This window comes from Pseudomonas sp. No.117 (genome assembly GCF_054558395.1).
The window spans coordinates 44,971-71,123 of record NZ_BAAJNP010000010.1; the positions used below are offsets into that span (position 1 = coordinate 44,971).

General features: G+C 66.4%; 27 protein-coding genes, 1 other RNA gene and 1 pseudogene. 7 read left to right on the forward strand and 22 right to left on the reverse strand.

The window, feature by feature from the left end:
• Window positions 1-10 precede the first annotated feature (10 nt).
• Window positions 11-484 (reverse strand): phosphate-starvation-inducible protein PsiE, encoded by a 474-nt coding sequence (locus ACYJP6_RS22825; RefSeq protein WP_459478150.1) that lies wholly within the window; start codon window positions 482-484, stop codon window positions 11-13.
• Window positions 481-603, reverse strand: a complete 123-nt coding sequence (locus tag ACYJP6_RS22830; protein ID WP_459478152.1) for a hypothetical protein — start codon at window positions 601-603, stop codon at window positions 481-483. Before ACYJP6_RS22830 ends, ACYJP6_RS22825 begins: the two co-directional genes overlap by 4 nt.
• 160 nt (window positions 604-763) lie before the next feature.
• Here ACYJP6_RS22830 and ACYJP6_RS22835 point away from each other — a divergent pair, with 160 nt between their 5' ends.
• The gene (locus ACYJP6_RS22835) at window positions 764-1,570 is read left to right on the forward strand and encodes a SirB1 family protein (RefSeq protein WP_459478154.1); all 807 of its coding nucleotides are present in this window, start codon (window positions 764-766) and stop codon (window positions 1,568-1,570) included.
• On the opposite strand, the gene ACYJP6_RS22840 is transcribed toward ACYJP6_RS22835, so the two are convergent.
• From ACYJP6_RS22840 to ACYJP6_RS22850, 3 genes are all read right to left on the reverse strand, one after another.
• A complete protein-coding gene (locus tag ACYJP6_RS22840; RefSeq protein WP_459478156.1) occupies window positions 1,567-2,256 on the reverse strand; it encodes an LrgB family protein in 690 nt (229 codons plus the stop codon). The two genes, ACYJP6_RS22835 and ACYJP6_RS22840, sit on opposite strands and share 4 nt — an antisense overlap.
• Complete coding sequence (locus ACYJP6_RS22845; RefSeq protein WP_459478158.1) at window positions 2,249-2,632, reverse strand: CidA/LrgA family protein; 384 nt, start codon at window positions 2,630-2,632, stop codon at window positions 2,249-2,251. Before ACYJP6_RS22845 ends, ACYJP6_RS22840 begins: the two co-directional genes overlap by 8 nt.
• 111 nt (window positions 2,633-2,743) lie before the next feature.
• Window positions 2,744-3,193 (reverse strand): flavodoxin, encoded by a 450-nt coding sequence (locus ACYJP6_RS22850; RefSeq protein WP_459478160.1) that lies wholly within the window; start codon window positions 3,191-3,193, stop codon window positions 2,744-2,746.
• 211 nt (window positions 3,194-3,404) lie between these two features.
• Between ACYJP6_RS22850 and ACYJP6_RS22855 the strand changes: the two genes are divergently transcribed.
• The 4 genes from ACYJP6_RS22855 to ACYJP6_RS22870 all read left to right on the forward strand — a co-directional run bounded on the left by ACYJP6_RS22855 (window position 3,405) and on the right by ACYJP6_RS22870 (window position 5,403).
• The gene (locus tag ACYJP6_RS22855) at window positions 3,405-3,965 is read left to right on the forward strand and encodes an antibiotic biosynthesis monooxygenase (RefSeq protein ID WP_459478162.1); all 561 of its coding nucleotides are present in this window, start codon (window positions 3,405-3,407) and stop codon (window positions 3,963-3,965) included.
• Between the two features lie 95 nt (window positions 3,966-4,060).
• Window positions 4,061-4,759, forward strand: coding sequence for a dihydromonapterin reductase (folM, locus tag ACYJP6_RS22860; protein WP_459478164.1), 699 nt, complete (start codon window positions 4,061-4,063; stop codon window positions 4,757-4,759).
• 15 nt (window positions 4,760-4,774) lie between these two features.
• Complete coding sequence (locus ACYJP6_RS22865; RefSeq protein WP_459478166.1) at window positions 4,775-5,068, forward strand: DUF1244 domain-containing protein; 294 nt, start codon at window positions 4,775-4,777, stop codon at window positions 5,066-5,068.
• Entirely contained in the window at window positions 5,065-5,403 is a 339-nt protein-coding gene (locus ACYJP6_RS22870) for a HopJ type III effector protein (RefSeq protein WP_459478168.1), read from the forward strand. Before ACYJP6_RS22865 ends, ACYJP6_RS22870 begins: the two co-directional genes overlap by 4 nt.
• A 58-nt stretch (window positions 5,404-5,461) precedes the next feature.
• On the opposite strand, the gene lpxC is transcribed toward ACYJP6_RS22870, so the two are convergent.
• From lpxC to rsmI, 17 genes and pseudogenes are all read right to left on the reverse strand, one after another.
• Window positions 5,462-6,376: a UDP-3-O-acyl-N-acetylglucosamine deacetylase gene (gene lpxC / locus ACYJP6_RS22875; RefSeq protein WP_145007213.1), complete on the reverse strand. Its 915-nt coding sequence runs from the start codon at window positions 6,374-6,376 to the stop codon at window positions 5,462-5,464.
• 109 nt (window positions 6,377-6,485) lie between these two features.
• Window positions 6,486-7,667: a cell division protein FtsZ gene (gene ftsZ / locus ACYJP6_RS22880; protein ID WP_145007211.1), complete on the reverse strand. Its 1,182-nt coding sequence runs from the start codon at window positions 7,665-7,667 to the stop codon at window positions 6,486-6,488.
• Between the two features lie 53 nt (window positions 7,668-7,720).
• On the reverse strand, window positions 7,721-8,965 hold the full coding sequence (gene ftsA, locus ACYJP6_RS22885; protein ID WP_145007209.1) for a cell division protein FtsA: 1,245 nt from the start codon (window positions 8,963-8,965) through the stop codon (window positions 7,721-7,723).
• Between the two features lie 16 nt (window positions 8,966-8,981).
• Window positions 8,982-9,836: a cell division protein FtsQ/DivIB gene (locus tag ACYJP6_RS22890; RefSeq protein WP_459478171.1), complete on the reverse strand. Its 855-nt coding sequence runs from the start codon at window positions 9,834-9,836 to the stop codon at window positions 8,982-8,984.
• Window positions 9,837-9,901: 65 nt separating this feature from the next.
• Complete coding sequence (murC, locus tag ACYJP6_RS22895; protein ID WP_459478173.1) at window positions 9,902-11,380, reverse strand: UDP-N-acetylmuramate--L-alanine ligase; 1,479 nt, start codon at window positions 11,378-11,380, stop codon at window positions 9,902-9,904.
• Window positions 11,352-12,422, reverse strand: a complete 1,071-nt coding sequence (murG, locus tag ACYJP6_RS22900) for an undecaprenyldiphospho-muramoylpentapeptide beta-N-acetylglucosaminyltransferase (RefSeq protein WP_459478174.1) — start codon at window positions 12,420-12,422, stop codon at window positions 11,352-11,354. The genes murC and murG overlap by 29 nt, the downstream gene beginning before the upstream one ends.
• On the reverse strand, window positions 12,412-13,611 hold the full coding sequence (gene ftsW / locus ACYJP6_RS22905; RefSeq protein ID WP_459478449.1) for a putative lipid II flippase FtsW: 1,200 nt from the start codon (window positions 13,609-13,611) through the stop codon (window positions 12,412-12,414). The genes murG and ftsW overlap by 11 nt, the downstream gene beginning before the upstream one ends.
• Window positions 13,611-14,954: a UDP-N-acetylmuramoyl-L-alanine--D-glutamate ligase gene (murD, locus tag ACYJP6_RS22910; protein ID WP_459478176.1), complete on the reverse strand. Its 1,344-nt coding sequence runs from the start codon at window positions 14,952-14,954 to the stop codon at window positions 13,611-13,613. The genes ftsW and murD overlap by 1 nt, the downstream gene beginning before the upstream one ends.
• A gap of 5 nt (window positions 14,955-14,959) precedes the next feature.
• Window positions 14,960-16,042: a phospho-N-acetylmuramoyl-pentapeptide-transferase gene (gene mraY / locus ACYJP6_RS22915; protein WP_007162057.1), complete on the reverse strand. Its 1,083-nt coding sequence runs from the start codon at window positions 16,040-16,042 to the stop codon at window positions 14,960-14,962.
• Window positions 16,042-17,409, reverse strand: a complete 1,368-nt coding sequence (locus tag ACYJP6_RS22920) for a UDP-N-acetylmuramoyl-tripeptide--D-alanyl-D-alanine ligase (RefSeq protein WP_459478178.1) — start codon at window positions 17,407-17,409, stop codon at window positions 16,042-16,044. The genes mraY and ACYJP6_RS22920 overlap by 1 nt, the downstream gene beginning before the upstream one ends.
• On the reverse strand, window positions 17,402-18,871 hold the full coding sequence (locus tag ACYJP6_RS22925; RefSeq protein ID WP_459478180.1) for a UDP-N-acetylmuramoyl-L-alanyl-D-glutamate--2,6-diaminopimelate ligase: 1,470 nt from the start codon (window positions 18,869-18,871) through the stop codon (window positions 17,402-17,404). Before ACYJP6_RS22925 ends, ACYJP6_RS22920 begins: the two co-directional genes overlap by 8 nt.
• A 3-nt stretch (window positions 18,872-18,874) precedes the next feature.
• Window positions 18,875-20,559 (reverse strand): annotated as a pseudogene (locus ACYJP6_RS22930) (peptidoglycan D,D-transpeptidase FtsI family protein).
• Window positions 20,560-20,618: 59 nt separating this feature from the next.
• Window positions 20,619-20,912: a cell division protein FtsL gene (gene ftsL, locus ACYJP6_RS22935; RefSeq protein WP_007162061.1), complete on the reverse strand. Its 294-nt coding sequence runs from the start codon at window positions 20,910-20,912 to the stop codon at window positions 20,619-20,621.
• On the reverse strand, window positions 20,909-21,850 hold the full coding sequence (rsmH, locus tag ACYJP6_RS22940; RefSeq protein ID WP_459478182.1) for a 16S rRNA (cytosine(1402)-N(4))-methyltransferase RsmH: 942 nt from the start codon (window positions 21,848-21,850) through the stop codon (window positions 20,909-20,911). The genes ftsL and rsmH overlap by 4 nt, the downstream gene beginning before the upstream one ends.
• A gap of 2 nt (window positions 21,851-21,852) precedes the next feature.
• Window positions 21,853-22,308, reverse strand: coding sequence for a division/cell wall cluster transcriptional repressor MraZ (gene mraZ / locus ACYJP6_RS22945; RefSeq protein WP_459478451.1), 456 nt, complete (start codon window positions 22,306-22,308; stop codon window positions 21,853-21,855).
• Between the two features lie 289 nt (window positions 22,309-22,597).
• Window positions 22,598-22,953: RNase P RNA component class A (gene rnpB / locus ACYJP6_RS22950), an RNA gene on the reverse strand.
• Between the two features lie 62 nt (window positions 22,954-23,015).
• Entirely contained in the window at window positions 23,016-23,861 is an 846-nt protein-coding gene (gene rsmI, locus ACYJP6_RS22955) for a 16S rRNA (cytidine(1402)-2'-O)-methyltransferase (protein ID WP_459478184.1), read from the reverse strand.
• A 123-nt stretch (window positions 23,862-23,984) separates the two neighbouring features.
• Here rsmI and ACYJP6_RS22960 point away from each other — a divergent pair, with 123 nt between their 5' ends.
• On the forward strand, window positions 23,985-25,772 hold the full coding sequence (locus tag ACYJP6_RS22960) for a penicillin-binding protein activator (RefSeq protein WP_459478186.1): 1,788 nt from the start codon (window positions 23,985-23,987) through the stop codon (window positions 25,770-25,772).
• Window positions 25,769-26,143 (forward strand): YraN family protein, encoded by a 375-nt coding sequence (locus tag ACYJP6_RS22965; RefSeq protein ID WP_459478188.1) that lies wholly within the window; start codon window positions 25,769-25,771, stop codon window positions 26,141-26,143. Before ACYJP6_RS22960 ends, ACYJP6_RS22965 begins: the two co-directional genes overlap by 4 nt.
• Window positions 26,144-26,153: the final 10 nt, after the last annotated feature.

Genomic DNA, 26,153 nt, shown 5'->3' on the forward strand with positions numbered 1-26,153 from the left:
GCCGCCCGGCTTATTTCTCTCCAGCGCTGTCCCCTACCGCTTCCCCCGTCGCATCCAGGGCCTTGCTGGAAGGAAACTTGTTGGAGGCGACCCTGACCGCCAGTACCGAGAGCGACAGCAGGAAAATCCCGCCACAGAGATACAGCAGGCCAACATCCGGCGGCCGGTGGTGCGAGACATCGCCGATCAGATAGCGGGTCAGCGCAGTGATGGCGATGTAGAGCAGAAACCGGATCGGCAGGTGGTTGGTCTTGAAGTAGATGCCGACCATGGCACCCAGCTCCAGATAGATGAACAGCAGGAGGATGTCATCGATGCTCGCCTGGCCTTTGTCGAACATCTCCATGAAGGCCATCACCGAGGCCCAGGCCGTGGCTGCGCCTATGGCGAACAGACCGCAATAGTGGAAGCCTTCCACCATCAGGTTGCCCAGCGAATTGGCGCCATCGTGCATGCGCTTGCGACTGCCATCTGCCCACTTCATACCGGGTCGCTCCATCCAGCCATACCGCGATCACTGGCCAGACGGGCCAGCGGCTTGCCCAGGCCGTTGGCCAGGAGGTGCGTACGAGGCCGCAGGCGTTCGTTCAAGGATTCATCCATGCTGAAAAGTCTCCTTCGTCAGGTTGCCCTGGCGCCGTGGCCAGGGGGTTCTTATAGCGAGAAGCCAGGCAGCCCGCCAGTGCGCGACTGTCGCAGACTGGACGCGCGGGCAGCGGCAGGCTAAAACCTCAGGAAAAGCCCCAAGGGCCTGGAGTCTACCGTGGAGTCGCGTCTCGCCTGCCTCGCCTGTCTGGACCGCCCCGATCCCCGGCTGCTAGAAGCCGCCCTGTGGATCGCCGCCGAGCATCGCCAGGACCTCGAGCCCCGTGCCCTGCTGCACTCGCTGGACGACCTGGCGCTGCAGCTGGTCGCCAGCCTGGACGGCGACGCCAGCCACTCGGAGCGTGCCCAGGAATTGTTACGGCAGCTGTGCGACGCCGGGTTCCGCGCCGCCGAGTGGCCCCTGCGCCCCACCGCCGCCCTGCTCGACGAGGTGCTGGTACGGCGCCGCGGCCAACCCCTGTCCATCGCCCTGGTGGCGCTGGAGCTGGCCCGGCGGCTGGACATCGAGCTGCAAGGCATCGGCTTTCCCGGTCATTTCCTGCTACGTGTGCCCGGTGCCGATCACCTGCTCGAACCCTTCGGCGGACGCCGGCTGTACATGAACGACTGTCGCCAACTGCTGGTAGATCAATTCGGTCCCACGGCGCGGCTGCAGGCGACCTACCTGGCGCCGCTCTCTCCCCGGCAGATGATGCAGCGTCTCTCGCGCAACCTGCGTGAGTTGCACCGCCAGGGCGACCAGCCGCTGGCGGCGCTCAAGGATGCCCAGCGCGTCATCGAACTGGGCGCCGCGGGTGTCGCCGACCACCTGGCGCGCGCCGATCTGTATCGGCAACTCGACTGTCCCCAGGCCGAGCGCTACGACCTGCAGCACGCGCTGCTGATTAGTGAAGACGAGGCCGAGCGGGAGCAGGTACGGCGGCGCCTCGAGCAACTGGGCGCCGCCAAGACCACCCTGCACTAGCCGTGCAGCAGCCAGAGCACCAGCTGGGCACCCAGCAGGTTGCTCAGGCCGGCCAGCACCATGACCAGCCCGGCCACGGTACCCTCCTCCAGGCCGACCTCGTAGGCCTTGCTGGTGCCGACGCCATGGGCGCCCATGCCGAATAGGGCGCCGCGGGCGAGGGCCGACTTGAGCGGCAACAGCTTGATCAACAGGCTGCCGAGGATGGCACCGCCCAGCCCGGTGATCATGACGAAGGCCGCCGTCAGCTCAGGCACGCCACCGACGGCGGCGGACATCGGCATGGCGAAGGGCGTGCTGATGGAGCGTGGCAGCATCGACAGCAGCACCCGATCATCCAGCAGCAGCAGGCGGGCCAGCAGCCAGGAGCTGCCGATGGCGACCCCGCTGCCCACGCACAGCCCCGCCAGCAGCGCCTGCCAGTAGCGCGCCAGCAGTCGTCGCTGCTGCCAGATCGGCACGGCGAAAGCGACCGTCGCCGGCCCCAACAGGGTGATCAGCCAACGGCTGTAATGGGCGTACTGCGCATAGCTCACCTGTTGCCAGAGGGTGGTGGCATAGAGCAGTACGGTGACGAAGATGATGGGGCTGACCACATACCAGCGCAGGCGGGCATAGAGCAGCCGGCTCACCCCATAGGCGGCCACCGTCAGCAGCAGCCAGAAGAGTCCCGGCAGATCAAGCATCGCGGCGTCCCCGGCGGCGGAACATCCAGTCCACGGTATAGGCGGTGGCGACCATGGTCAGCACCGTGCTGAGCAGGATGGCGAGGAGGATGCGCACCCCCTCCTGCCGTAGCAGCGGACCGTAGTCGAGCAGACTCAGCAAGGCGGGGATGAAGAACAGCAGCATCTCACCGAGCAACAGGCGCACGCCATTCTGCAACCACTCGGGTTCGACGATACGCGCCGCCAGCAGCAGGAGCAACATGGCCAGCCCTACCACACCGCCCGGTACCGGCAAGGCGAAGGCAGTCGCCAGCCAGCTGCCCAGCCCCCATAACGCACCCAATCCGCACAGCTCCAGAGCCAGGCGTAGATATCTATTCACCCAGGGCTCCATCTCAAACCGTCATCAGCGCCCAAGGATACCCAGGCTGACCTGGCGAGGACAGCGACCCGGGCCCGGCGGCGGCGATCCGGCAGGTAAAGCTGTGTTGTCCGCCGGGCAAGGTCAGCCCAGGGCGGCGATGACCGCGGAGGTCCAGCGCTCGGCGTCCTCGTCCGGGGTCACCGTCTCGCTGGCATCGATGCGCAGCAGGGGCAGCAGCTCGCGCAGTCCCAGCTCGGCGAACAGCTCCTGCATCAGCTCGCCGCCGCCGCAATAGGTATCGCCATAGCTGGAGTCCCCCAGGGCCAGCACCGCACCGGGCCGGCCGCGCCAGGACGGCAGCCGGTCGCGCAGCTGGAAGTACAGCGTCTCGAGGTTGGCGGGCAACTCGCCCATGCCGGTGGTGGAGGTGATGGCCAGCAAGGCCTCGGGCGCGAAGGCCTCCAGACTGGCAAGTTCGGCATTCGGCTGGTGCCAGACCTCATGGCCCGCCGCGACCAGACGGGTCTTCACCTGCCGCGCGATATCTTCCGCGGTGCCGTATACGGAGCCATTCAACAGTGCGACTTTCATGCAGACCTCTAGCGGTGAAGGCTGCCCAGTATGCCTCGAACGACCCTTGTTTGGCGTTTGCGACATCCCTGCAACGTCAGGCGCTGCCCCGGGGTCTCAAGGCTTGCTATGCTAGCGGCGCCTGCTACCCCAGGTATTTCTCCACCCTGCCCGCCTACCCGGCGGCTTGATGGCATCCGGCCTATCCGACCCGATCGCTTGGAGCTCCAACATGAGTCAGCCCGTTACCCTCATGGTCGCGCGCCGCGTGGCGGCCGGCCAATACGACGCCTTCCTGGTCTGGCTACGCGAAGGCGAAGCCCTGGCGACCCGTTATCCGGGCTATCTCGGTTCCGGGGTCCTGACCCCACCGCCGGGCGACAACCTGGTGCAGATCATCTTCCGCTTCGCCTGCCCCCAGAGCCTCGACCAGTGGGAACACTCGGAGACGCGGCGCCTCTGGCTGGAGCGCGGCCAGGGCCTGTTCGAAGCGCCCCAGGCGCGCCGCGCCCAGGGCATGGACGATTGGTTCGGTGCCGGCGTGCAAGCCCCGCCGCGCTGGAAACAGAGCATCGCCGTCTGGCTGGCGTTCTTTCCCATCTCGCTGCTGTTCAACGCCGCCTTCGGTGACTACCTGGCGCATCTGCCTTTGCTGCCGCGCATCCTGCTGAGCACCCTGATCCTCACGCCGGTGATGGTCTGCGTCTTCATCCCGCTAATCACCCGCGCGCTCAGGGGCTGGCTGCACAGCGCCTCGTCCAGGGCCGAGGAGCTCAGAGGCAGCGCCCGCTAGACGTAACGGATCGGCCTGCTGCCCGACGAGTCGAATGCGTACAATACGCACGGCCAGCTTCCTGGCCGTTTCGCTCTTAAGGATCGGGTACCCTCATGTCTGCAGCCCTTCCCCTGCTGGTAACCGGCGCCAATCGCCGCGTCGGCCTGGCTCTTACCCGCCGCCTTCTGGCGGAAGGTCAACCGGTCATCGCGGTCTACCGCGACGATCCGGGTCCGTTGCGTGAGCTGGAGATCGAGGCCTACCAGGTCGATCTGGTGGAGGAACAACAGCGCGACCTGCTGATGCAGCAGCTGCATGAAAGGCACCAGGCGCTGCGCGGCGTGGTGCACAACGCCTCGGTCTGGGCGGAAGACGGCCTCGACAACCTGCGCCTGCTCTATCGCCTGCACCTGGAAGCGCCCTACCACCTCAACCTGGGCCTGCAGGATCTGCTCTTGGCGGCGCCGCGGGCCGACATCATCCACATCGGCGACGACAGCGCGACCCGTGGCAGCCGCAACCACATCGGCTACGCTGCCACCAAGGCCGCGCTGCACAACCTGACCCTGTCCTTCGCCGAAGCCCTGGCGCCCACCGTTCGCGTCAATACGATCGCGCCGGGCCTGCTGATCTTCAAGGAAGGCGCCGACGAGACCTATCGGCAGGCTACGCTCGACAAGGCCCTGCTGGACTTCGAACCCGGCGCCGATCCCATCGTGGATACCGTGCTCTATCTGCTGTCGACGACCTACGCGACCGGCAGCACCTTCACCGTCAACGGCGGGCGCCACCTGCGCCATGGCCGCCGCTAGCCAAAGGAGTCACCCATGACCGAACAAGACCGCCTGGAACTGGAGGCCGCCGCCTTCCGCACCCTGGTCCAGCACCTGCGCAAGCGTACCGATGTGCAGAACATCGACCTGATGAATCTCTCCGGCTTCTGCCGTAACTGCCTGTCCAAGTGGTACAAGGCGGCCGCCGACGAGAAGGGCTTGGCGCTGAGCCTGGATGACGCGCGCGAAGTCGTCTACGGCATGCCCTATGCCGAGTGGAAGGCCCAGTACCAGACCGAAGCCTCCCCCGCTCAGGCGGCCGCCTTCCAGGAGAACCAGCCCAAATGAGCGAGCTGTCCAGCTTCCGCGCCAGCCTGGCCAGTGGTAACCACGCCTTCGCCGATACCCTGGCGTTCGTGGCCGAGCACTATGCCTACCAGCCAACCGCCTTCCACAATGGCGGGGTGGAAAACGCCGCCGGCCAGAACGAAGGTTCCTGCAAGACCCTGGGCCTGGCTAAGCTCGAAGGTCTGAGCGATCAGGAAGCCCTGCTGGCCTTCGGCGAGCATTATCGCAGCGTGCTGGAGACGCCTGAAGGCAGTGATCATGCCAATATCCGTGCGCTCATGGCCAAGGGCCTGGCCGGCGTGAGCTTCCAGGGCGAGCCCCTGAGTCGTCGCTGAGCGATCCTGCGCTCATAAAAAAGCCCTGCATAGGCAGGGCTTTTTCTTGCAACCGGGCTCAGACGGCAGCCGCGGGTCTCATGTAGGAAATGGGCGCCAGACCGGAGTCTTCGAAGGTCACCACTTCCCAGGCATCGCGATCGGCCAGCAGCGCGCGCAGCAGGCGATTGTTCATGGCGTGGCCGGACTTGTAGCCGCGGAATTCGCCGATGAGGCTCTTGCCGAGCAGGTAGAGATCACCGATGGCGTCGAGGATCTTGTGCTTGACGAATTCGTCTTCGTAGCGAAGACCGTCTTCGTTGATCACACCCTTCTCGTCCACCACGATGGCGTTATCGACGCTGCCACCCAGAGCCAGGTTGTGCGAACGCAGGAATTCCAGGTCACGCATGAAACCGAAGGTACGGGCGCGGCTGACTTCCTTGAGGAAGGAGGTGCTCGAGAAGTCCACCGAGGCCTTCTGGGTGCGGTTGTTGACCACCGGGTGATCGAAATCGATCTCGAAGGTCACCTTGAAGCCGTCGAAGGGCACGAAAGTGGCGCGCTTGTCGCCATCGACGACGGTCACTTCCCGCTTGATGCGAATGAACTGCTTGGCCGCTTCCTGCTCCTGCAGACCCGCGGACTGGATCAGGAACACGAAGGGACCGGCGCTGCCGTCCATGATCGGTACTTCGACCGCGGACAGCTCGACGTAGGCGTTGTCGATACCCAGGCCGGCCATGGCCGACAGCAGGTGCTCGACGGTGCCGACCTTGACGCCGCTGTCGCTGAACAGGTTGGTCGACATGGTGGTTTCACCCACGTTCTCCGCCCAGGCCGGGATTTCCACGACCGGATCGAGATCGGTGCGACGGAACACGATTCCCGTATCGACCGGAGCCGGCTTCAGGGTCAGGTATACCTTCTCCCCGGAATGCAGGCCGACGCCAGTGGCGCGAATGGTGTTCTTGAGGGTGCGTTGTCTAATCATGCCAGGGCCGCTCGGTCGCAGGGTGCGAATGGTGGTCAACGAAATCGCGATGATAGCAGAAGCGAAAATCGATGCCCACTAATCACACCCGCGCTTGTGATATACCCGATCAATCAGCCTGACGACGCAGGAAGGCCGGGATGTCCAGGTAATCCAAGTCGTCGTTGGGATTGACCTTGGTTGCTGCCGCCGAGCCGCCATGGTTCTGGCTGCCACGACCGGAGCGCATGGAGGTCGGGTACTTGAGGTCGTCGTAGTTGACCGGAGCGGACTCCTGACGGGCTGCGGCGAGGGTCTGGGCGGTGTTGTCGACCACCTTGACCGGCTTCTCGATGCGCGCACCCAGGCCAGTGGCGACCACGGTGACGTGCAGCTCGTCGCGCATTTCCGGATCGATGACCGCGCCGACCTTGACGGTGGCGTGCTCGGAAGCGAAGTCCTCGATGATCTCACCCACGGCGGCGTATTCGCCCAGGGACAGGTCCAGGCCGGCGGTGATGTTGACCAGGATGCCGCGGGCACCGTGCAGGTTGACGTCTTCCAGCAGCGGGTTGCGGATGGCGGCTTCGGTGGCTTCGCGCGCCCGGTTCGGGCCGCTGGCGTGACCGGTACCCATCATGGCCATGCCCATCTCGCCCATCACGGTCTTGACGTCGGCGAAGTCGACGTTCATCAGGCCGGGACGCTGCATGATGTCGGAGATGCCACGGACCGCGCCGGCGAGGACGTCGTCGGCCTTGGCGAAGGCGGCCAGCAGGCTGGCGTCCTTGCCCAGGATGGTCAGCAGCTTCTCGTTGGGGATGGTGATCAGCGAGTCGACGCATTCGGACAGGGCACGGATACCTTCGTCGGCGACCTGCATGCGCTTGCGGCCTTCGAAGGGGAACGGACGGGTGACCACGGCAACGGTCAGGATGCCCATTTCCTTGGCGACCTCGGCGATGATCGGCGCAGCACCGGTACCGGTGCCACCGCCCATGCCGGTGGTGATGAAGACCATGTCGGCGCCTTCGAGGACTTCGGCGATGCGCTCACGGTCTTCCATGGCCGCCTGGCGGCCGATTTCCGGGTTGGTGCCAGCACCGAGACCCTTGGTGACGCCCGGGCCGAGTTGCAGCACGGTACGGGATGTGACGTTCTTCAGGGCTTGGGCGTCGGTATTTGCACAGATGAATTCGACGCCTTCAACACCGCTTTTGACCATGTGGTTGACGGCGTTACCACCGCCACCGCCTACGCCGATAACTTTGATCACGGCGCTTTGTGGAATGTTGTCTACGAGTTCGAACATGGTCCCCTCTCTTCCTTTCGGATCTTCGCCTACTGCCGCGGTTTAATTGTGAATTACAAATTGCCCTGGACCCAACGCTTCATGCGTTCCAGGACTGTGGATTTGGTTTCGCTGCTATATCCGCCGGAAACGACCGGCAAGGGATCGGTCTGCTTTTGCAGGCCATAGAGCAACAGGCCGACGCCTGTGGAGTAGATCGGGTTGCTGATCACGTCGGTCAGCCCCTTCACCGTCTGGGGTACCCCCAGGCGTACCGGCATATGGAAAATCTCTTCCGCCAGCTCGACCGCGCCTTCCATCTTCGCGGTGCCACCGGTGAGTACGATCCCTGCCGGGATCAGATCCTCGTAACCACTGCGGCGCAGTTCCGCTTGCACCAGTGTGAATAGCTCATCGTAACGGGGCTCGACCACTTCCGCGAGGGCCTGACGCGACAATTCTCGCGGCGGACGATCACCTACGCTGGGCACCTTGATGGTTTCGCCCGGGCCAGCCAGCTTTGCCAAGGCACAAGCATACCGAATCTTGATTTCTTCCGCATATTGCGTAGGGGTTCTCAAGGCCATGGCGATGTCATTTGTGACTTGGTCGCCAGCAATGGGTATCACCGCGGTATGGCGAATGGCGCCTTCGGTAAAGATCGCGATATCGGTAGTACCGCCGCCGATATCCACCAGGCAGACACCCAGTTCCTTTTCATCATCGGTCAGCACGGAATAAGCCGAGGCCAACTGTTCGAGAATGATGTCGTCGACTTCCAGGCCACAACGTCGGACGCACTTCTCGATGTTCTGGGCAGCGTTGACGGCGCAGGTCACCACATGGACCTTGGCTTCCAGGCGCACCCCGGACATGCCCAGGGGTTCGCGGACGCCTTCCTGGTTGTCGATCACATAATCCTGGGCCAGGGTGTGCAGCACGCGCTGGTCGGCGGGGATGGCCACCGCCTGGGCGGCGTCGAGCACGCGCTCGATGTCGGCCGGGCTCACTTCGCGGTCGCGGATCGCCACGATGCCGTGGGAATTCAGGCTGCGGATGTGATTGCCGGCGATGCCGACGAAGGCCGAATGGATCCGGCAACCGGCCATCAGCTGGGCTTCTTCGATGGCCCGCTGGATGGAAGCGACGGTGGACTCGATGTTGACCACCACGCCCTTCTTCAGCCCGCGCGACGGATGGGTGCCAATGCCGACGATCTCGATCTGACCCTCGGAAGACACCTCGCCGACCAGAGCCACGACCTTGGAAGTGCCGATGTCGAGGCCGACGATCATCTTGCCGCTTTGCACGCTTGCCATAGTAAGAAACTTCTCCTCAATGCTTGGCCGGTTCGGTCACGGGGGTGGCGGCGACGGCGGGATCGCGCCAGGCCACGGCCAGACCGTTCGGATAACGCAGATCGATCCGCGCGATATTGTCCATCTGTGCCTTGAGCACCTGATCGTACAGGCGCATGAAGCGCCGCATCTTTTCCACCAGCTGGTCGCGGCCGAACACCAGTTCCAGGCCCTGACCGGTGGTGAGGTACCAGCTGCCGCGCTCGTGCATTTCCAGGCGCGACACGGTGTAACCGAGCGGCCGGAGCATCTGGCTGAACATCTGGTACTGCTGCATCACTTGCTGCTGGGCCCGCTTGGGGCCGTACAGGCGCGGTAGATTGTCATAGTTGGCCAGATCCTGTGGGGCAAAAGCCTCACCCTGGTTATTCAGCAGGGCTTCATCGCCCCAGCGGGCGATGGGCATCTGCTCTTCCAGGCGGATGCTGATCTCGTCGGGCCAGACCCTGCGCACCTCGGCATGGGCGATCCACGGCATGGTCTCCAGCTCGTGGCGCATGTCCGCCAGGTCGACCTGGAAGAAGGTGGTGCCCACGAAGGGCGCGATGCGCTGCTGCACGGCTCCCTGGCTGATGTAGGACAGGTCGCCCTTGACGCTGACCTTGGCGATCGGCCGGTCGGCGTAGGGCAGCAGCTTCTGCGCACCCTCGTAGGTGCCGAAGCCCAGGCCCAGCAGCAGGAACGGCCAGAGGATGCGCTTGAGCAACCCCAGGCTCGGCCGCGGCAGGCGCGTCGACAGCGGTTCCTCGGCGACCAGGCGACTGGCGCCGCGGGGCTCGACGTTGCGCGACCGGCCGTAGCCGGGCTGGTTGTGACGTAGGGTGGCGACCAAGGTTCAGCCCTCCACGTGCGCGCCGGCAACAGGGGTTGCCGGCAGAAAGTTGGACGGATAACCGCTCATGCCGAACTCCCGGACGTCGCGGCGCTGGCGAACAGCGGGTGCTTGAGCAGTTGCGGCGCCAGGGCACCGATATCGCCCGCGCCCTGGCAGAGCAGGATGTCGCCGGGACGCAGCAGCGGCTTGACCAGCGGGGCGATGTTGGCACCGCGCTCCACGTAGATGGGATCGAGCTGGCCACGCTGACGGATGCTGTGGCAGAGCTGGCGGCTGTCGGCGCCGGGTATCGGCTCTTCGCCGGCCGGATAGACTTCCATCAGCAACAGGACGTTGGCATCGGCCAGCACCTGGACGAAGTCTTCGTAGAGATCGCGGGTACGGCTGAAGCGGTGCGGCTGATAGACCATCACCAGCCGGCGCTCGGGCCAGCCGCCACGCACCGCCTTGATCACCGCGGCGACCTCGCGCGGGTGGTGGCCGTAGTCGTCCACCAGCATGACGCTGCCACCAGCGACCGGCAGTTCGCCGTAGACCTGGAAGCGTCGCCCTACCCCCTGGAAGCCGGACAGGCCATTGAGGATGGCTTCGTCGCTGACACCTTCGTCGGTGGCGATGGCGATGGTGGCCAGGGCGTTGAGCACATTGTGCACGCCCGGCATGTTCACCGAGACCGCCAGCGGCGCACGGCCGTCGCGCAGGACGGTGAAGTAGGTGCGCATGCCTTCCTGGCGGATGTCCACGGCGCGCACGTCGGCGTCCTCGACGGTACCGTAGGTGACGGTGGGCCGGGCGACCTGGGGAATGATCTCGCGTACCACCGGGTCATCCACGCAGAGCACGGCCAGGCCGTAGAACGGCAGGTTGTGCAGGAAGTCGACGAAGGTGCGCTTGAGCCGGTTGAAGTCCCCTTCGTAGGTGCTCATGTGGTCGGCATCGATGTTGGTGACCACGGCGACCATCGGCTGCAGGTGCAGGAAGCTGGCGTCGCTCTCGTCGGCTTCGGCTACCAGGTAGCGGCTGGTGCCGAGCTGGGCGTTGGTACCGGCGGCATTGAGGCGGCCACCGATGACGAAGGTGGGATCGAGGCCTTCAGCCGCGAACACCGAGGCGATCAGGCTGGTGGTGGTGGTCTTGCCGTGGGTGCCGGCGACGGCGATGCCGTGGCGATAGCGCATCAGCTCGGCCAGCATCTCGGCGCGGGGGACCACGGGAATGCGCTGTTCGAGAGCGGCGGAGACCTCGGGGTTGGATCTGTTGATGGCGCTGGAGACCACCAGCACATCGACCTGGTCCAGGTTTTCGGCGCGATGGCCGATGTAGATGCGCGCGCCGAACTGCTGCAGCCGGGCGGTCACCGCGGATTCCTTGAGGTCCGAACCCGAGACTTCGTAGCCCAGGTTGAGCAGTACCTCGGCGATGCCGCACATGCCGACTCCGCCGATGCCGACGAAATGGATGCGCCGGATGCTGCGCATGCGCCGAACTTCGGCCTGGATGGCGCTTTGCGACTTAACCACGGGCAACCTCCAGGCAGGCATCGACGACCGCACGGGTAGCGTCGGATTTGGCCAGGGCACGGCTGCGGGTGGCCATGTCGACTAGACGTTCGGGATGCATCAGGACCTCGGTAAGCTGCGCGGCGAGATCCGCCGGGCGGGTGGAATGTTGCGGCAGTACCACCCCGGCACCGGCACGCTCCAGGAAGCGGGCATTGCTGGTCTGGTGGTCGTCGATGGCATGGGGCAAGGGAATCAGCAGCGCCGGCAGGCCAGTGGCGGTCAGCTCGGCCACGGTTAGGGCACCGGCCCGGCAGATCACCAGGTCGGCCCAGGCGTAGGCCGTGGCCATGTCGGCGATGAACGGCTGGACATCGGCCTCCACGGCGACATTGGCATAGCGCTCGGCGGTCACCTCGGCATGCTGGCGACCGGCCTGGTGGCGTACCTGGGGCCGCAGCCCGGCCGGCAACTGGGCCAGGGCTTCGGGCAGAAGCTTGTTGAGCGGCTCGGCGCCCAGGCTGCCGCCCAGTACCAGCAGGTTGGCGGCGCGCTCGTCCAGGGGGGCGCGGGTCACGGGCGCGAAGAGCTCGGCACGTACCGGATTGCCGGTGGACAGGCGCTTGGCCGAAGCCGGGAAGGTGTCGGCGAAGCCTTCGCAGACGCGCGCGGCCAGGGGCACCAGCATGCGGTTGGCGGTGCCGGCATAGGCATTCTGCTCGTGGATCACCAGCGGGATGTTGCACAGCTTGGCCGCGAGGCCGCCGGGACCGGTGACGAAGCCGCCCAGGCCCAGCACGCAGACGGGCTTGAGCCGGCGCATCAGGCCCACGGCTTGCAACAGGGCGCCGCTGAGCTGCAGCGGCGCCTTCACCAGCGAGCGCACGCCCTTGCCGCGCAGGCCGGAGACCTGGATGTGATGCAGAGTGATACCGGCCTTGGGCACCACGTCGTTCTCGATGCCGCGCGGGGTGCCGAGCCAATGGACGGTATAGCCGCGCGCCTCGAATTCGCGGGCACAGGCCAGGGCCGGGAAGACGTGTCCCCCGGTGCCGCCGGCCATGATGAGGACGTTAGCGGACATCGGCGAAGTCCTCCTCACTGAATTCCATGTCCTCGGTATCGACCAGGGTTCGTCGCTCCCACTCGATACGCAGCAGCAGGCCCATGCTCACGCAGCAGATCACCAGGGAGCTGCCGCCATAGCTGAGGAAGGGCAGCGTCAGGCCCTTGGTGGGCAACAGGCCGACGTTCACCCCGATGTTGATCAGGAACTGGCCGATCCACAGCATCGACAGGCCATAGGCCACGTAGGCCGAGAAGAACTGCTTGGACTGCTCGGCCCAGCGGCCGATGAACAGGCCGCGGACGCAGACGAAGAAGAACAGGGCGACGGTGGCCATGGCGCCGATCAGCCCCAGCTCTTCGGCCAGTACGGCGAAGAGGAAGTCTGTATGGGCTTCGGGCAGGTAGAACTGCTTCTGGATGCTGTTGCCCAGCCCCAGCCCGGTCCAGCCGCCGCGGCCGAAGGCGATCAGCGCCTGGGTCAGCTGGTAGCCGGAGCCGAACTGGTCGGCCCAGGGATCGGTGAAGGTGATCAGCCGCTGCATCCGGTAGGACTGGGTCTGCACCAGGACGAAGACCGCCAGCACCGCCAGGGCGACCATCAGCAGGAAGCGAAACAGGCCGACGCCGCCGAGGAACAGCATGGCGCCGGCGGCGCCCATCATCACCACGGTGGCGCCGAAGTCGGGTTCGCGCAGCAGCAGCATGGCCATGGGCAGCAGCACGATGAACGGCTTGAAGAAGCCCGCCCAGGTGTGGCGCACCTCGTGCTGGCGACGCACCAGGTAGCCGGACAGATAGAGCACCACGAAGACCTTGGCGACCTCCGAGGGCTGCACGTTGAAGAAGCCGAAGCCGATCCAGCGCAGGGAGCCGTTCACCTCGCGGCCGATACCGGGCACCAGCACCGCCACCAGCAGCAGGAAGGCGATGATCAGCAGCGGGAAGCCGAAGCGTTGCCAGGTGGCCATGGGGATCAGCATCACCACGCCACAGGAGACGAAGCCGATGGCCAGGTAGATGAGGTGGCGATACATGAAGTACAGCGGATTGCCGGACTGGGCGGCCGCCACTTCGGACGATGCCGAGGTCACCATCACCAGGCCGAGACCGAGCAGCAGCAGGCAACCGGCCAGCAGCGGGAAGTCCAGGTCGATGCCGTGGCGACTGGCCAGCGGCGAAGGATAGGGACGCAGCAGGCTGAGGATCATGACAAGGCTCCCACGGCCTGGGCGAACAACCGTCCGCGCTCTTCGAAATTGCGGAACATGTCGAGGCTGGCGCAGGCCGGCGACAGCAGCACGGCATCGCCCGGCTGCGCCAGGGCACGGCTCTCGCGCACGGCGTCTTCCAGGGTGGCGACACGCACCTGTTGCACGCTCGGCGGCAGGATGGCGGCGAGGCGCTCGGCATCGCGGCCCAGCAGCACCACGGCGCGGCAGTGACGCGCGATGGGCTCGCGCAGGGCGCTGAAGTCGGCACCCTTGCCATCGCCACCGGCGATCAGCACCAGTTGGCCGGCGATGTCGTCGCCCAGGCCTTCCACGGCAGCCAGGGCCGCGCCGACATTGGTGGCCTTGGAGTCGTTGTAATAGTTGACGCCACCCACCTCGCCCACCCACTGGCAGCGGTGTTCGAGCCCCGGGAAGGCACGCAGGGCCTCCAGCATGGGTTCCAGCGGCAAGCCGGCGGCCTGGCCCAGGGCCAGCGCGGCCAGGGCATTGCTGTGGTTATGGGTGCCGCGGATCTTCAGTTCCTCGACATCCAGCAGGTTGTCGAAGGCCAGCGCCAGGTAGCGGCGGCCCTCTTCCTCGCGGATGCCGAAGGCGCGGAAATCGGGACGACCGAGGCCGAAGGTCAGGCAGGGTACGCCATCGGCGATCAGCGGCCGCGACAGGGCGTCATCGCGATTGACCACTACCTGGCGGGCGCCGCGGAAGATGCGGTGCTTGGCCTGGTGATAGGCCGGCATGCCGCTGTAGCGATCCATGTGGTCTTCGCTGACGTTGAGTACCGTGGCCACCTCGGCGTTCAGGCGCTCGCAGGTTTCCAGCTGGAAGCTCGACAGCTCCAGCACATAGAGCTCGACGTCGTCGGCCAACAGATCCAGCGCCGGGGTGCCGAGGTTGCCGCCCACGGCGACGCGCTTGCCGGCACGCAGGGCCATGTCGCCGACCAGGGTGGTGACGGTGCTCTTGGCGTTGGAACCGGTGATGGCGACGATGGGCGCCTTGGCATGACGGACGAACAGGTCGATGTCGCCCGACAACCGCACGCCACGGGACGCGGCCTCTTGCAGCGCCGGCGTTTCTAGCGCCAGGCCGGGGCTCACGTAGACTTCCGCCGCGCGGGCGAGGAAGTCGGCATCCAGCTCACCGCAACGCACCTCGACCTGGGGATACTGGGTCCGCAGCGTCGCAAGTTCCGGCGGCTGGCTCCGCGTATCGGCCACGGCGAAGGGCACGCCGCGGCGCGCGAGAAAGCGCACCAGCGACATGCCACTCTTGCCGAGGCCGACGACGATACGGAACTGGTCGGAAGCGATGAGCACTGGGATTACCTCAGCTTCAGGGTGGCGAGGCCGAACAGCACCAGGATCACGGTGATGATCCAGAAGCGCACGATGACCCGGGGTTCGGGCCAGCCCTTCAATTCGAAATGGTGGTGGATCGGCGCCATGCGGAAGACGCGCTTGCCGGTCAGCTTGAAGGAGGCCACCTGGATGACCACCGAGAGGGTCTCCATGACGAAGACGCCGCCCATGATGAACAGCACCACTTCCTGGCGAACGATCACGGCGATGGTGCCGAGGGCGGCGCCCAGCGCCAAGGCGCCGACATCGCCCATGAAGACCATGGCCGGATAGGTGTTGAACCAGAGGAAGCCCAGGCCCGCCCCGATCAGGGCGCCGCAGAAGACGATCAGCTCGCCGGAGCCTTCCACATAGGGGATCAGCAGGTAGTCGGCGAATTTCACGTTGCCCGACAGGTAGCAGAAGATGCCCAGGGCGCCGCCGACCATCACCGTGGGCATGATCGCCAGGCCATCGAGACCGTCGGTGAGGTTGACCGCGTTGCTGGAGCCGACGATGACGAAGTAGGTCAGCACAACGAAGAAAATCCCCAGCGGGATTTCGATGTTCTTCAGCAGGGGCAGGATCAGCGTGGTTTCGATGGGCGCCTTGGCCGTGACATAGAGGAAGATCGCCGCCCCCAGGCCGAACACCGATTGCCAGAAGTACTTCCAGCGACTCGGCAGGCCCCGGGAATTCTTCTCGATCACCTTGCGATAGTCATCGACCCAGCCGATGGCGCCGAACAGGAAGGTCACCGCCAGCACGGTCCAGACATAACGGTTGTGCAGGTCGGCCCACAGCAGGGTGCTGATGCCGATGGTGGTCAGGATCAGGGCGCCGCCCATGGTGGGGGTGCCGGACTTGGACAGGTGCGACTGGGGACCATCGTTGCGCACGGCCTGGCCGATCTGGCGGATCTGCAGGGTGCGGATCATCCAGGGGCCGAGCCACAACGACAGCAACAGGGCGGTCAGTACGCCCAGAATGCCGCGCAGGCTGAGGTATTGGAAGACGGCGAAGCCCTTGTAGAACTGTTGCAGGAACTCCGCCAACAGCAGCAGCATCAGTGTTTCTCCTCGGTGTTGATAGCGCAGAGCGCGGCGACGACCTTGTCCATCGCCGCGCTGCGGGATCCCTTGATCAGCAGGGTGGTTCCGGCCCGGTCCTCGTCCGCCAGGGCCTCGATCAGGTGTTCGCGATCGGCGAAATGCCGAGCCTCGGCGCCATAGGCGCGGGCCGCGTGGGCCATCGAAGGCCCGACGCTGTAGAAGGCGTCCACCTTGCCGCGGGCATGCTCGCCCACGTCGCGATGGCCCTCTTCGGTCCATTCGCCCAGCTCGGCGATGTCGCCCAGGACCACCACCCGACGGCCCGGCAGGGCGGCCAGCAGGTCGATCCCGGCCTTCACCGAGGCAGGGTTGGCGTTGTAGCTGTCATCGATGACCTGGGCACCGCGACGGCTGGTCTGGGTCAGGGTGCGACCCTTGACCGGTGCCGCCTCGGCCAGGCCGCGGGCGACGGTGGCCAGGTCCAGGCCCAGGCTGAGGGCCGCCGCAGCGGCCGCCAGGGCGTTGCCCACGTTATGGGCGCCGAGCAGTTGCAGGGCGATGCGCGCCTCGCCCTGGGCACTGTGCAGGGTGAAACTCGGACGACCCTGGCTGTCGAGGCTGACGTCTGTCGCGCGAACATCGGCACGGGCATCCAGGCCGAAGGCCACGACCCGGCGGCCGGCGGCGCGGCGCTGCCAGGTCTCGAAGGCCGCGTCGTCGCGGTTGAGCACCACGGTGCCGCCCTCGCCCACCCCTTCGATGATCTCGCCCTTGGCCTCGACGATGCGGTCGACGCCGCCGAACTCGCCCACATGGGCCTGGCCGGCGTTGGTAATGATAACGACATCCGGGCGTGTCAGGCTCACGGTGTAGGCGATGTCCCCGACGTGCGAAGCGCCCAGCTCGATGACGCCATAGGCGTGCTCGGCGGCCAGCTGCAGCAGGGTCAGGGGCGCCCCCAGGTCGTTGTTCAGATTGCCCTGGGTGGCCAGGGTCGTGCCGCGCTGGCGCAGGATGGCAGCGAGCAATTCCTTGACCGTGGTCTTGCCGCTGGAACCGGTGACGGCGGCGACCTGGCCGTGGAAGAGGTCACGGTTGAAGGCGCCCAGGCGACCCAGCGCCAGGCGGGTATCGGCCACCACCAGCTGGGGCAGGTGTACCTCGGGGACGGCGCGCTCGACCAGGGCAGCCGCGGCGCCCTGGGCAGCCACGTCGGCCAGGTAGGCATGGCCATCGAAGCGTGGCCCGGTCAGGGCGACGAACAGCTGGCCGGCCACCGCCTTGCGGCTGTCGGTACCGACGCCGTCGAACAGGGTATCGGCACCCAGCAGATTGCCGGTCAGGGCCTCGGCCACTTCGGTCAGGGTAAAGGATCTAAGCATCGTGTCGCTCCCAGGCGGTCAGGGCCCGCTCGGCCTGGTCGAGATCGGAAAAGGCATGCCGGACACCGGCGATTTCCTGATAGGGCTCATGGCCCTTGCCGGCCAGCACCACGATGTCCTGCGGCTTGGCCTCGGCGACCGCCAGGGCGATGGCGGCTTCGCGTCGTCCGGCGAAGCGAACCCGCTCGGGATGCTTAAAGCCGGCGCGGATGTCGGCGACGATGGCGGCCGGATCTTCCGTACGGGGATTGTCGTCGGTCACCACTACCTGGTCGGCCAGGCGCTCGGCCACCGCGGCCATTTCCGGCCGCTTGCCGCGATCGCGATCGCCGCCACAGCCGAACACGCAGACCAGTCGACCCTCGGCACCGACATGGGGCCGCAGGGCAGTGAGCACCTTGTCGAGGGCATCCGGGGTATGGGCGTAGTCCACCACCACCAGCGGCTGTCCGGCACCGCCCAGGCGCTGCATGCGTCCGGCCGGGCCCTGCAGCTGCGGCAGGATGGCGAGGATGTCGTCGAGGCGATGGCCCAGACCCAGCAAGGCGCCGATGGCGGCCAGCAGGTTGCTCAGGTTGAAGCGGCCAATCAGTTGGCTGCGCAGTTCGCCGGCGCCCAGGGGGGTCACCAGGTGGGCACGTACGCCATGGTCATCGAACTGCACAGCCTGGCAGTGCAGGCTCGCCGCTGGATCACCAAGGCTGTAGGTCAGGGTCAGGGCATCGCTGGGACGCGCCGCCAGCGCCCGGCCGAAGGCGTCGTCCAGATTGAGTACCCGGACGCCGAGCGCCGGCCAGGCGAACAATTGGGCCTTGGCCTCGCCATAGGCGTCCATGGTGCCGTGGAAATCGAGGTGGTCGCGGGTCAGATTGGTGAAGACCGCGACCTTGAAGGCCAGGGCCGCCACGCGACCCTGGGCCAGGCCATGGGAAGAGACTTCCATGGCCACGCTGGCGGCGCCGCGCGCGGCCAGTTCGGCCAGGGTCGCCTGCAGCTTGAGGGCGTCCGGCGTGGTGTGGCGGCCTTCGGCGAGGGCGCCATGGAAGCCGTTGCCCAGGGTACCGACGATGCCGCAACGCTGGCCGAGCAGGTCACAGCCCTGGGCGATCAGTTGGCTGACGCTGGTCTTGCCATTGGTGCCGGTCACCCCGACCAGGCTCAGGCGCTGGCTGGGCTCGCCATGGAAACGCCCGGCGATGGCGGACAGCTGGCCGGCGAGGCCGTGAACGGCCACGAGGGGAATGTCCAGCGCCGGCAAGGCCGGGGCGTTGTCGGCCTCATAGGCGATGGCGGCGGCGCCACGCTCGACGGCGCCGGCGATATGGCCACGACCGTCGCTGTGCAGACCGGGAACGGCCAGGAACAGGAAGCCGGGCTGGACCTCGCGACTGTCCAGGGCCAGGCCGACGATCTCGACGGCAGGGGCCGCTTCAGACAGGAGGTCGGTCAGCAGGCGGCTCATCGATCACGCTCCCCGACCAGCAGCGGCTTGCTGGCGGCCTGGACCTGCTGCTGCACCGGCAGCGGCTGGATGTTGTCCGGCTGGATGTTCATCAGGCGCAGGGCACCTGACATGACCCGGCTGAACACCGGCGCCGACACCACACCGCCGTAGTAGCCGCCCTTGCTCGGCCGGTCGATCACCACCACCGCGGCCAGGCGCGGGTTGCTGGTGGGGCCGAAGCCGGCGAACAGCGAACGATAGGAATTCTCGGCGTAGCCGCGGGTACCGGTGCTGGTCTTGCGCGCGGTCCCGCTCTTGCCCGCTACGTGGTAGCCAGGCACCTGGGCGCGGAAGGCCCCACCGGGGGCTTCCACGACCTGCTGCAACATGCCTTGCAGGGTCTTGGCGACCCGTTCGTCCACCGCCTGGTCGCTGGCCGGGGCCTTGTCCAGGCGCACCATGGACAGGGGCACCGAGCGACCGTCGTTGGCCAGCACCGAATAGGCATGGGCCAGCTGCACCGCGGTCACCGCCAGGCCATAGCCATAGGACAGGGTCGCGGTCTCGGCCGGGCGCCAGTTGCGATGATTGGGCAGGTTGCCGACCCGCTCGCCGGGGAAGCCCAGGCCGGTGTCCTGGCCCAGCCCCACGGCGCGCATGGCGTTGTAGATGTTCTCGCCGCCGACGTCGAAGGCGATCTTGCTCATGCCGACGTTGCTGGACTTGATCAGGATGCCGGTCAGGTCCAGGGCGCCATCGCTGTGGGAGACGTCCTTGATGGTGTAGCGGCCGATCTGCAGCGAGCCGGGATAAACGTTGACCTTGTCGGTGGGCTTCCAGCGACCGCTGGCGAGGGCAGCGGTCATGGAGATCGGCTTCATCACCGAACCGGGCTCCATGACGTCGATCATCGCCCGGTTGCGCATGGCGGCCGGTTCGAGACTGCGTCTGTTGTTGGGGTTGTAGGTGGGCATGTTGACCATCGCCAGGACCTCGCCGGTCTTGACGTCGACGATGGTCAGGCTACCCGCCTCGGCTTCGAACTGGGTCAGGGCATTGCGCAGTTCGCGGGCGGCGAGATACTGCAGGCGCAGGTCGATGGACAGTGCCAGGGTATTGCCCGGCTTGGCGTTCTTGGCGACCTGCACATCGCGAATCAGCCGGCCACGGCGATCCTTGACTACCTGGCGCCGACCCGGCACGCCGGACAGCCACTCGTTGAAGGCCAGCTCGATGCCTTCGCGACCGTGATCGTCGATGTCGGTGAAACCGACCACGTGGGCCGCCACGTCGCCCGCGGGATAGAAACGACGAAATTCCTCGATGTCGTAGACACCGGGAATCTTGTGCGCCTTGACCTGGGTCATCACCGCCTCGCCCTGCTCGGGGGTGAGTCCTCGCGCCAGGTAGAGGAATTCCTTGCTGGCGTTCTGCTCGAGGCGCTTGCTCAGCTCTGCCCGCGGCTGGCCGACGGCATCGGCCAGCAACGGCCAGCGATCCTCGGCACCGGCCAGTTCCTTGGGATTGACCCACAGGGTGGTGACCGGGGTGCTGACCGCCAGCGGTTCGCCGTTGCGATCGGTGATCAGGCCGCGGTGGGCCGGAATCGGAATGGTGCGCACGCTGCGCGCATCGCCCTGCCCCTTGAGGAAGGCGCGGTCGATCACGTGCAGGTCGACGATGCGCCAGACGATGGTGCCGACCATGACCAGCAACAGCCCGAGGATCAGGCTGAAGCGCCAGGGCAGGCGCGCGATGAGGCCTATCACGGATTGACCATCCGGATTTCGGCCGGATCGGGGATGCGCATCTGCAACTGGCCGCTGGCCAGGGCCTCGACCCGGCTATGGGCGGTCCAGGTGCTCTGCTCCAGCAGCAGGCGGCCGTACTCGGCCTGCGCCTTGTCGCGGATGGCCATCTCGCCGTAGAGGGTATTGAGCAGCTGGCGATTCCAGTGGGCGCTGTAGGCCACCGCCACCGCCGACAGCAGTACGCCGGCGAAGAGCACCAGCATGACGCTGCTGCCCAGGGGCAGCTTCTTCACGAACAGCCGGCTCATTTCAGTTTCTCGGCAACGCGCATGACGGCGCTGCGAGCACGGGGGTTGGCGGCCAGTTCGCCTTCGCTGGCATAGATGGGCTTGCCGAGCAGGCGCAGCGAGGGCTCGAACACCGTGGCGCGGATGGGCAGGTCGCGCGGCAGCTGGTCGGCCTCGCCCTTGGCCAGCCGGCGCATGAATTGCTTGACGATGCGATCTTCGAGGGAGTGGAAGCTGATCACCACCAGCCGCCCACCGACCGCCAGCTGCTCGTAGGCGGCCTGCAGGCCCTGCTCGAGGTCACTCAGTTCACGATTGATGTAGATGCGCAGGCCCTGGAAGGCGCGGGTCGCAGGATGCTTGCCCTTTTCCCAGGCCGGATTGGCCTCGGTGAGTACCTTGGCCAGATCGGCGGTGCGCTCGAAGGGCTGGACTTCACGGCGCTGCACCACGGCACGCGCCATGCGTTTGGCGAAGCGTTCTTCGCCGAATTCCTTGAACACCTGGGCGATGTCGGCCTCGGCGGCCGTGGCGATCCAGGCAGCGGCGCTCTGGCCCCGACTCGGGTCCATGCGCATGTCCAGTGGACCGTCCTGCATGAAGCTGAAGCCGCGTTCGGGGTCGTCGAGCTGGGGCGAAGAGACGCCCAGGTCGAGCAGTACGCCATCGACCTGCCCGGACCAGCCACGACTGACCAGTTCATCGCCAAGTTCGGCGAAGCTGCGCTGGACGATCTCGAAGCGGGAGTCCTCGCTGGCCAGCGTCTGACCCGCGGCGATCGCCTGGGGATCCTTGTCGAAACCCAGCAGGCGCCCTTCCCCACCCAGCAGGCGCAATACCGCCCGGCTGTGACCGCCACGGCCGAAGGTACCGTCCAGGTAACGGCCGGCAGGCTGGATCGCCAATGCCTGTACGGCCTCGTCCAGCAGAACGGAGACGTGGTGGAAGACTGGGTTCATGGTCACAGGATCAAGTCGCGCATTTCATCCGGCATACCGCCGGGTTCTTTAATTGCCAGGAGATCCGCGTCGCACACGGCGCTCCAGGCGTCCTCATCCCATAACTGGAATTTGTTGAGCTGCCCGACCAGCATCACCCGGCGGTCCAGCTTGGCGTAGTCACGCAGGCGCGGGGGCACCAGGAAGCGGCCACTGCCGTCGAGTTCCAGGTCCACCGCGTTGCCGATCAGCAAGCGCTGCAAGCGGCGAGTCTCCTCGCGTAGCGAGGGCAACTGCCGCAGCTTGCTTTCGATGATTTCCCACTCGGGCAGGGGGTAGACGCAAAGGCAGGGATCGACCGCATCGATCGTCACGATGAGCTGGCCGGCACAACGCTCCAGCAGCTCGTCACGATACCGGCTCGGCATCGCGGCGCGCCCCTTGGCGTCGAGACTGATGGCGTTCGCTCCCCGAAACAATGTCGCGTCCTCTAATAGGCTCTTCCTGCCATTTAATCCCACTTCGTCCCACTTCGTACCACCGGCCGCCACTATATTGAGGAGGGCCACTTTCAGTCAAGGTAAGCGAAGGGGTTCCCAGGCCGCGTGGGACGCGGATTTCGAGCAAATTGCACGAGTTCACGGACAGGACGAACGACATCGATTTCCGACAAACGGAAATGAAGTCAATTGATTGGCTCAATTGATTAAAGTGATTTATGAAGAGGCGCCTGGAGCCCCAGGCAGAGCACCCTGGGAGGGAGGGGGATGCGAGAGCCGACCTGTAAGCCGGGTTCTGTCGAGGACAGTCATTCCTCTGGGACAACCATCGCTGATTGCCTCTAGCGACCTACCCGAATCCAGCGCGGGCCACGCCTATGGATTCCTATTTGGTCTTGCTCCAGGTGGGGTTTACCTAGCCACGAACTGTTGCCAGCCGTGCGGTGCGCTCTTACCGCACCTTTTCACCCTTACCGGCGCTCGCGCGCTTAGGCGGTTATTTTCTGTGGCACTTTCCGTAGGCTCACGCCTCCCAGGCGTTACCTGGCACCTCGCCCTATGGAGCCCGGACTTTCCTCCCTCGCAACCCTTGCGGATCACGACAGCGACTGCCCGGTCGGCTCTCGCGGCGCAAGGGTATAGAGACTGGTGCCGGATAACAAGGAAAGATGTCCAGGAAACGCCGATCACTCGGCCTTGCGCTCGAGGGCCAGCTGGTACAGCAGATTCTTGCGCGCCCCGGTGATCTGCGCCGCCAGGGCGGCAGCGCGCTTGACCGGCAGTTCTTCCAGTAGCAGATCCAGGATGCGCAGGGTCTCGGCGTCGACCTCGGCGTCCTCGGGCGCCGTCCAGCCGGCTACCAGCAGCACGCATTCGCCGCGCTGCTGATCCAGGTCCGCACGGATCCAGGCCTGCAACTCCACGGCGGGCAGGCCACGCAGGGTTTCGAAGGTCTTGGTCAGTTCGCGGCCCAGCACGATGTGCCGGTCGGGGCCGAAGGTGGCCACCATGTCGGCGACGCACTCGTCGAGGCGGTGGGGTGCCTCGTAGAAAATCAGCGTCCGCGGATCTTCGCGCAGCGCGGCCAGGCGCCCCTGGCGCCCCACCGCCTTGGCCGGCAGGAAGCCTTCGAAGCTGAAGCGATCCGATGGCAGGCCGGCCGCCGATAGCGCCGCGACCAGGGCGCAGGCCCCGGGCACCGGCGAAACCCTGACCCCCTGGGCGCGCGCCGCCCGGACCAGGTGAAAGCCCGGATCGGAAATCAGCGGCGTGCCGGCGTCGGAGATCAGGGCGACGTCGTCGCCGGCCAGCAAGCGGGCGATGAAGCGGCCACCGGCATCCCGCTCGTTGTGATCATGACAGGCCGCCAGGGGCGTCTCGATCCCGAAATGCCGCAGCAGGCGCGACGAATGACGGGTGTCCTCGGCAGCGATCAGGGCCACTTCGCGCAGGACTTTCAGGGCGCGGGCGGTGATGTCGTCCAGGTTGCCGATGGGGGTGGCAACCACATAAAGAGTACCGGGCGAAATCATGATGAAACCTGACGGACTGGAAATAGCCCAACAGTGTACGCCGCTCTCGCCCTCGGCGTTCGCAGCGCCTGGGTGCTGTGAGACAATCGGGCCCTTTCCAGACCCTAGCTCAGGAACCACCGCATGAAGTTCCGCCTGCGTCCGCTGCTCTGCGCCACCGCCTTCGCCCTGCTCGCCGCCTGTAGCAGCACGCCTACCACGAGCACGCTCGGGGAACTGCCCCAGCCCAGCCAGGCCAGCATCGAGCAACTGCTGAACCAGGCCGGCGCCAGCCAATCCGAACAGGCCAACCTGCTGCGCCTGACCGCCGCCGACAAGGCCTACGCCCAGCAGAATTCCCGTGAGGCGCGGCAGATCCTGGGCTCTATCAACCTGGAAGGCCTGAAGCCGGCGCAGCAGATGTTCGCCCAGACCCTGCTGGCCCAGCTCGACCTGCTCGACAAGCAACCGGCGCAGGCGCTCAAGCGCTTCGATCACCCGAGCTTCGCCCAGTTGGGCGAGTTGCCGGCGCAGCAGCAGATCCGCAGCGGCCTGACCAAGGCCGGTGCCCAGGCCGCCAATGGCCAGGCGCTCGCTGCCGCCCAGGAGCGGATCTTCCTCGGCCCGCTGCTCGACGGCGACGCCGCCCATGATAATCGCGAGCAGATCTGGCAGCTGGTGACCAGCCTGCCGGATGCGCAACTGCGCCAGAGCGTGAAGGACGCCGACCTCAATGGCTGGCTGGCCCTGGCGGCCATCACCCGCGGCAACCTGGCGCTGGATCAGCAGCTGGCCGCCATCGAGGACTGGCAGAAGCAGCATCCCGGTCATCCCGCCGCGCGCACCCTGCCCGATGACCTGGAGCGCCTGAAGACCCTGGCGCGGGAACCGCTCAACCGGGTCGCCCTGCTGCTGCCCTTGCAGGGCCAGCTCGCCGGCGTCTCCCGCGCGCTGCAGGATGGCTTCATGGCCGCCCGCTACGAAGCCCTGGCCGCCAACCAGCCCGTCCCGACCGTGACGGTCTACGACAGCACCCAGATGGGCTCGCTGGACGCCTTCTACCGCCAGGCCCAGGCCGCCGGCATCCAGCTGGTGGTCGGCCCGCTGGAGAAGAACCTGGTCAAGCAACTGGGCGATCGCCCGCAGCTGCCGATCAATACCCTGGCGCTGAACTATGGCGACAGCCAGGGCGCCCAGCCGCCGCAACTCTTCCAGTTTGGCCTTGCCGCCGAAGACGAAGCCCGCGAAGCCGCCCGCCGTGCCTGGGCCGACGGCAAGCGCAGCGCCGGCGCCATGGTGCCCCAGGGTGACTGGGGCAGCCGCGTGCTGGCCGCCTTCCAGGGCGAATGGCAACAACTCGGTGGCCGCCTGGTCGCCGCCGAGCGGATCGGCCAACCGGTGGAGATCGCCAATCGCATCACCAGCCTGCTGCAGATGCGCCAGGGCATGGACTTCATCTTCCTCGCCGCGACACCGGCCCAGGCGCGCCAGATCAAGCCGATCCTGGTCTACCAGAACGCCCGCGACCTGCCGGTGTACGCGACCTCCAACCTCAACAGCGGGGTCAACGAGCCGGGCGTCAACCAGGACCTGAACGGCATCCTGTTCTGCGAGACCCCCTGGCTGCTCGACCCCAGCAATCCGCTGCGCGCCAAGATCACCGGCCAGTGGCCCCAGGCGGGTACCAGCATCGGCCGCCTGTACGCCATGGGCGCCGACGCCTACCTGCTGGCGCTGCACCTGCAGCAGCTCAAGGCGCTGCCCAACTCCGAGCTGCCCGGCCTGTCCGGCAATCTGAGCGTGGCACCTGACCAGCGCGTGGTGCGTCACCTGCCCTGGGCGGAATTCCGCAACGGCGTGGCCCAGCCGCTGCCGGCCAGCAACGCACCGCTGCCCGCCACCAGCGTGCCGGCTTCGCTCAGCACGCCGTGAAGCAGGCCCCGCATCTGCAACGCGGCCAGCAGGCCGAGGACCGCGCCCTGCAGTTCCTGCAGACGCGCGGCCTGCGGCTGATCGCGCGCAACTGGCGCTGGCGGGGTGGTGAGCTCGATCTGGTCATGCTCGACGGCGATACAGTAGTATTCGTCGAGGTGCGCGCTCGCCGGCATACCGCCTGGGGCGGTGCCGCGGAAAGCATAGATGCCCGCAAGCGGCAACGGCTGGTCAACAGCGCCGCCCTCTTTCTGCAATCCGAAGCGCGCTGGGCCAAGCGGCCCTGTCGTTTCGACGTGATCGCGATCGGCCCCGGGGCCGACGCGTCCCCTCAGTCACTCGAATGGATCACCCAAGCCTTCGAGGCCTGAGGCCCTCCAC

Coding starts and splice junctions, on each gene's coding strand:
- ACYJP6_RS22825 (WP_459478150.1), bottom strand. CDS start 484: ATGAAGTGGGCAGATGGCAGTCGCAAGCGCATGCACGATGGCGCCAAT.
- ACYJP6_RS22830 (WP_459478152.1), bottom strand. CDS start 603: ATGGATGAATCCTTGAACGAACGCCTGCGGCCTCGTACGCACCTCCTG.
- ACYJP6_RS22840 (WP_459478156.1), bottom strand. CDS start 2,256: ATGCTTGATCTGCCGGGACTCTTCTGGCTGCTGCTGACGGTGGCCGCC.
- ACYJP6_RS22845 (WP_459478158.1), bottom strand. CDS start 2,632: ATGGAGCCCTGGGTGAATAGATATCTACGCCTGGCTCTGGAGCTGTGC.
- ACYJP6_RS22850 (WP_459478160.1), bottom strand. CDS start 3,193: ATGAAAGTCGCACTGTTGAATGGCTCCGTATACGGCACCGCGGAAGAT.
- ACYJP6_RS22855 (WP_459478162.1), top strand. CDS start 3,405: ATGAGTCAGCCCGTTACCCTCATGGTCGCGCGCCGCGTGGCGGCCGGC.
- folM (WP_459478164.1), top strand. CDS start 4,061: ATGTCTGCAGCCCTTCCCCTGCTGGTAACCGGCGCCAATCGCCGCGTC.
- ACYJP6_RS22865 (WP_459478166.1), top strand. CDS start 4,775: ATGACCGAACAAGACCGCCTGGAACTGGAGGCCGCCGCCTTCCGCACC.
- ACYJP6_RS22870 (WP_459478168.1), top strand. CDS start 5,065: ATGAGCGAGCTGTCCAGCTTCCGCGCCAGCCTGGCCAGTGGTAACCAC.
- lpxC (WP_145007213.1), bottom strand. CDS start 6,376: ATGATTAGACAACGCACCCTCAAGAACACCATTCGCGCCACTGGCGTC.
- ftsZ (WP_145007211.1), bottom strand. CDS start 7,667: ATGTTCGAACTCGTAGACAACATTCCACAAAGCGCCGTGATCAAAGTT.
- ftsA (WP_145007209.1), bottom strand. CDS start 8,965: ATGGCAAGCGTGCAAAGCGGCAAGATGATCGTCGGCCTCGACATCGGC.
- murC (WP_459478173.1), bottom strand. CDS start 11,380: ATGCCTGCCTGGAGGTTGCCCGTGGTTAAGTCGCAAAGCGCCATCCAG.
- murG (WP_459478174.1), bottom strand. CDS start 12,422: ATGTCCGCTAACGTCCTCATCATGGCCGGCGGCACCGGGGGACACGTC.
- mraY (WP_007162057.1), bottom strand. CDS start 16,042: ATGCTGCTGCTGTTGGCGGAGTTCCTGCAACAGTTCTACAAGGGCTTC.
- ACYJP6_RS22920 (WP_459478178.1), bottom strand. CDS start 17,409: ATGCTTAGATCCTTTACCCTGACCGAAGTGGCCGAGGCCCTGACCGGC.
- ACYJP6_RS22925 (WP_459478180.1), bottom strand. CDS start 18,871: ATGAGCCGCCTGCTGACCGACCTCCTGTCTGAAGCGGCCCCTGCCGTC.
- ftsL (WP_007162061.1), bottom strand. CDS start 20,912: ATGAGCCGGCTGTTCGTGAAGAAGCTGCCCCTGGGCAGCAGCGTCATG.
- rsmH (WP_459478182.1), bottom strand. CDS start 21,850: ATGAACCCAGTCTTCCACCACGTCTCCGTTCTGCTGGACGAGGCCGTA.
- rsmI (WP_459478184.1), bottom strand. CDS start 23,861: ATGATTTCGCCCGGTACTCTTTATGTGGTTGCCACCCCCATCGGCAAC.
- ACYJP6_RS22960 (WP_459478186.1), top strand. CDS start 23,985: ATGAAGTTCCGCCTGCGTCCGCTGCTCTGCGCCACCGCCTTCGCCCTG.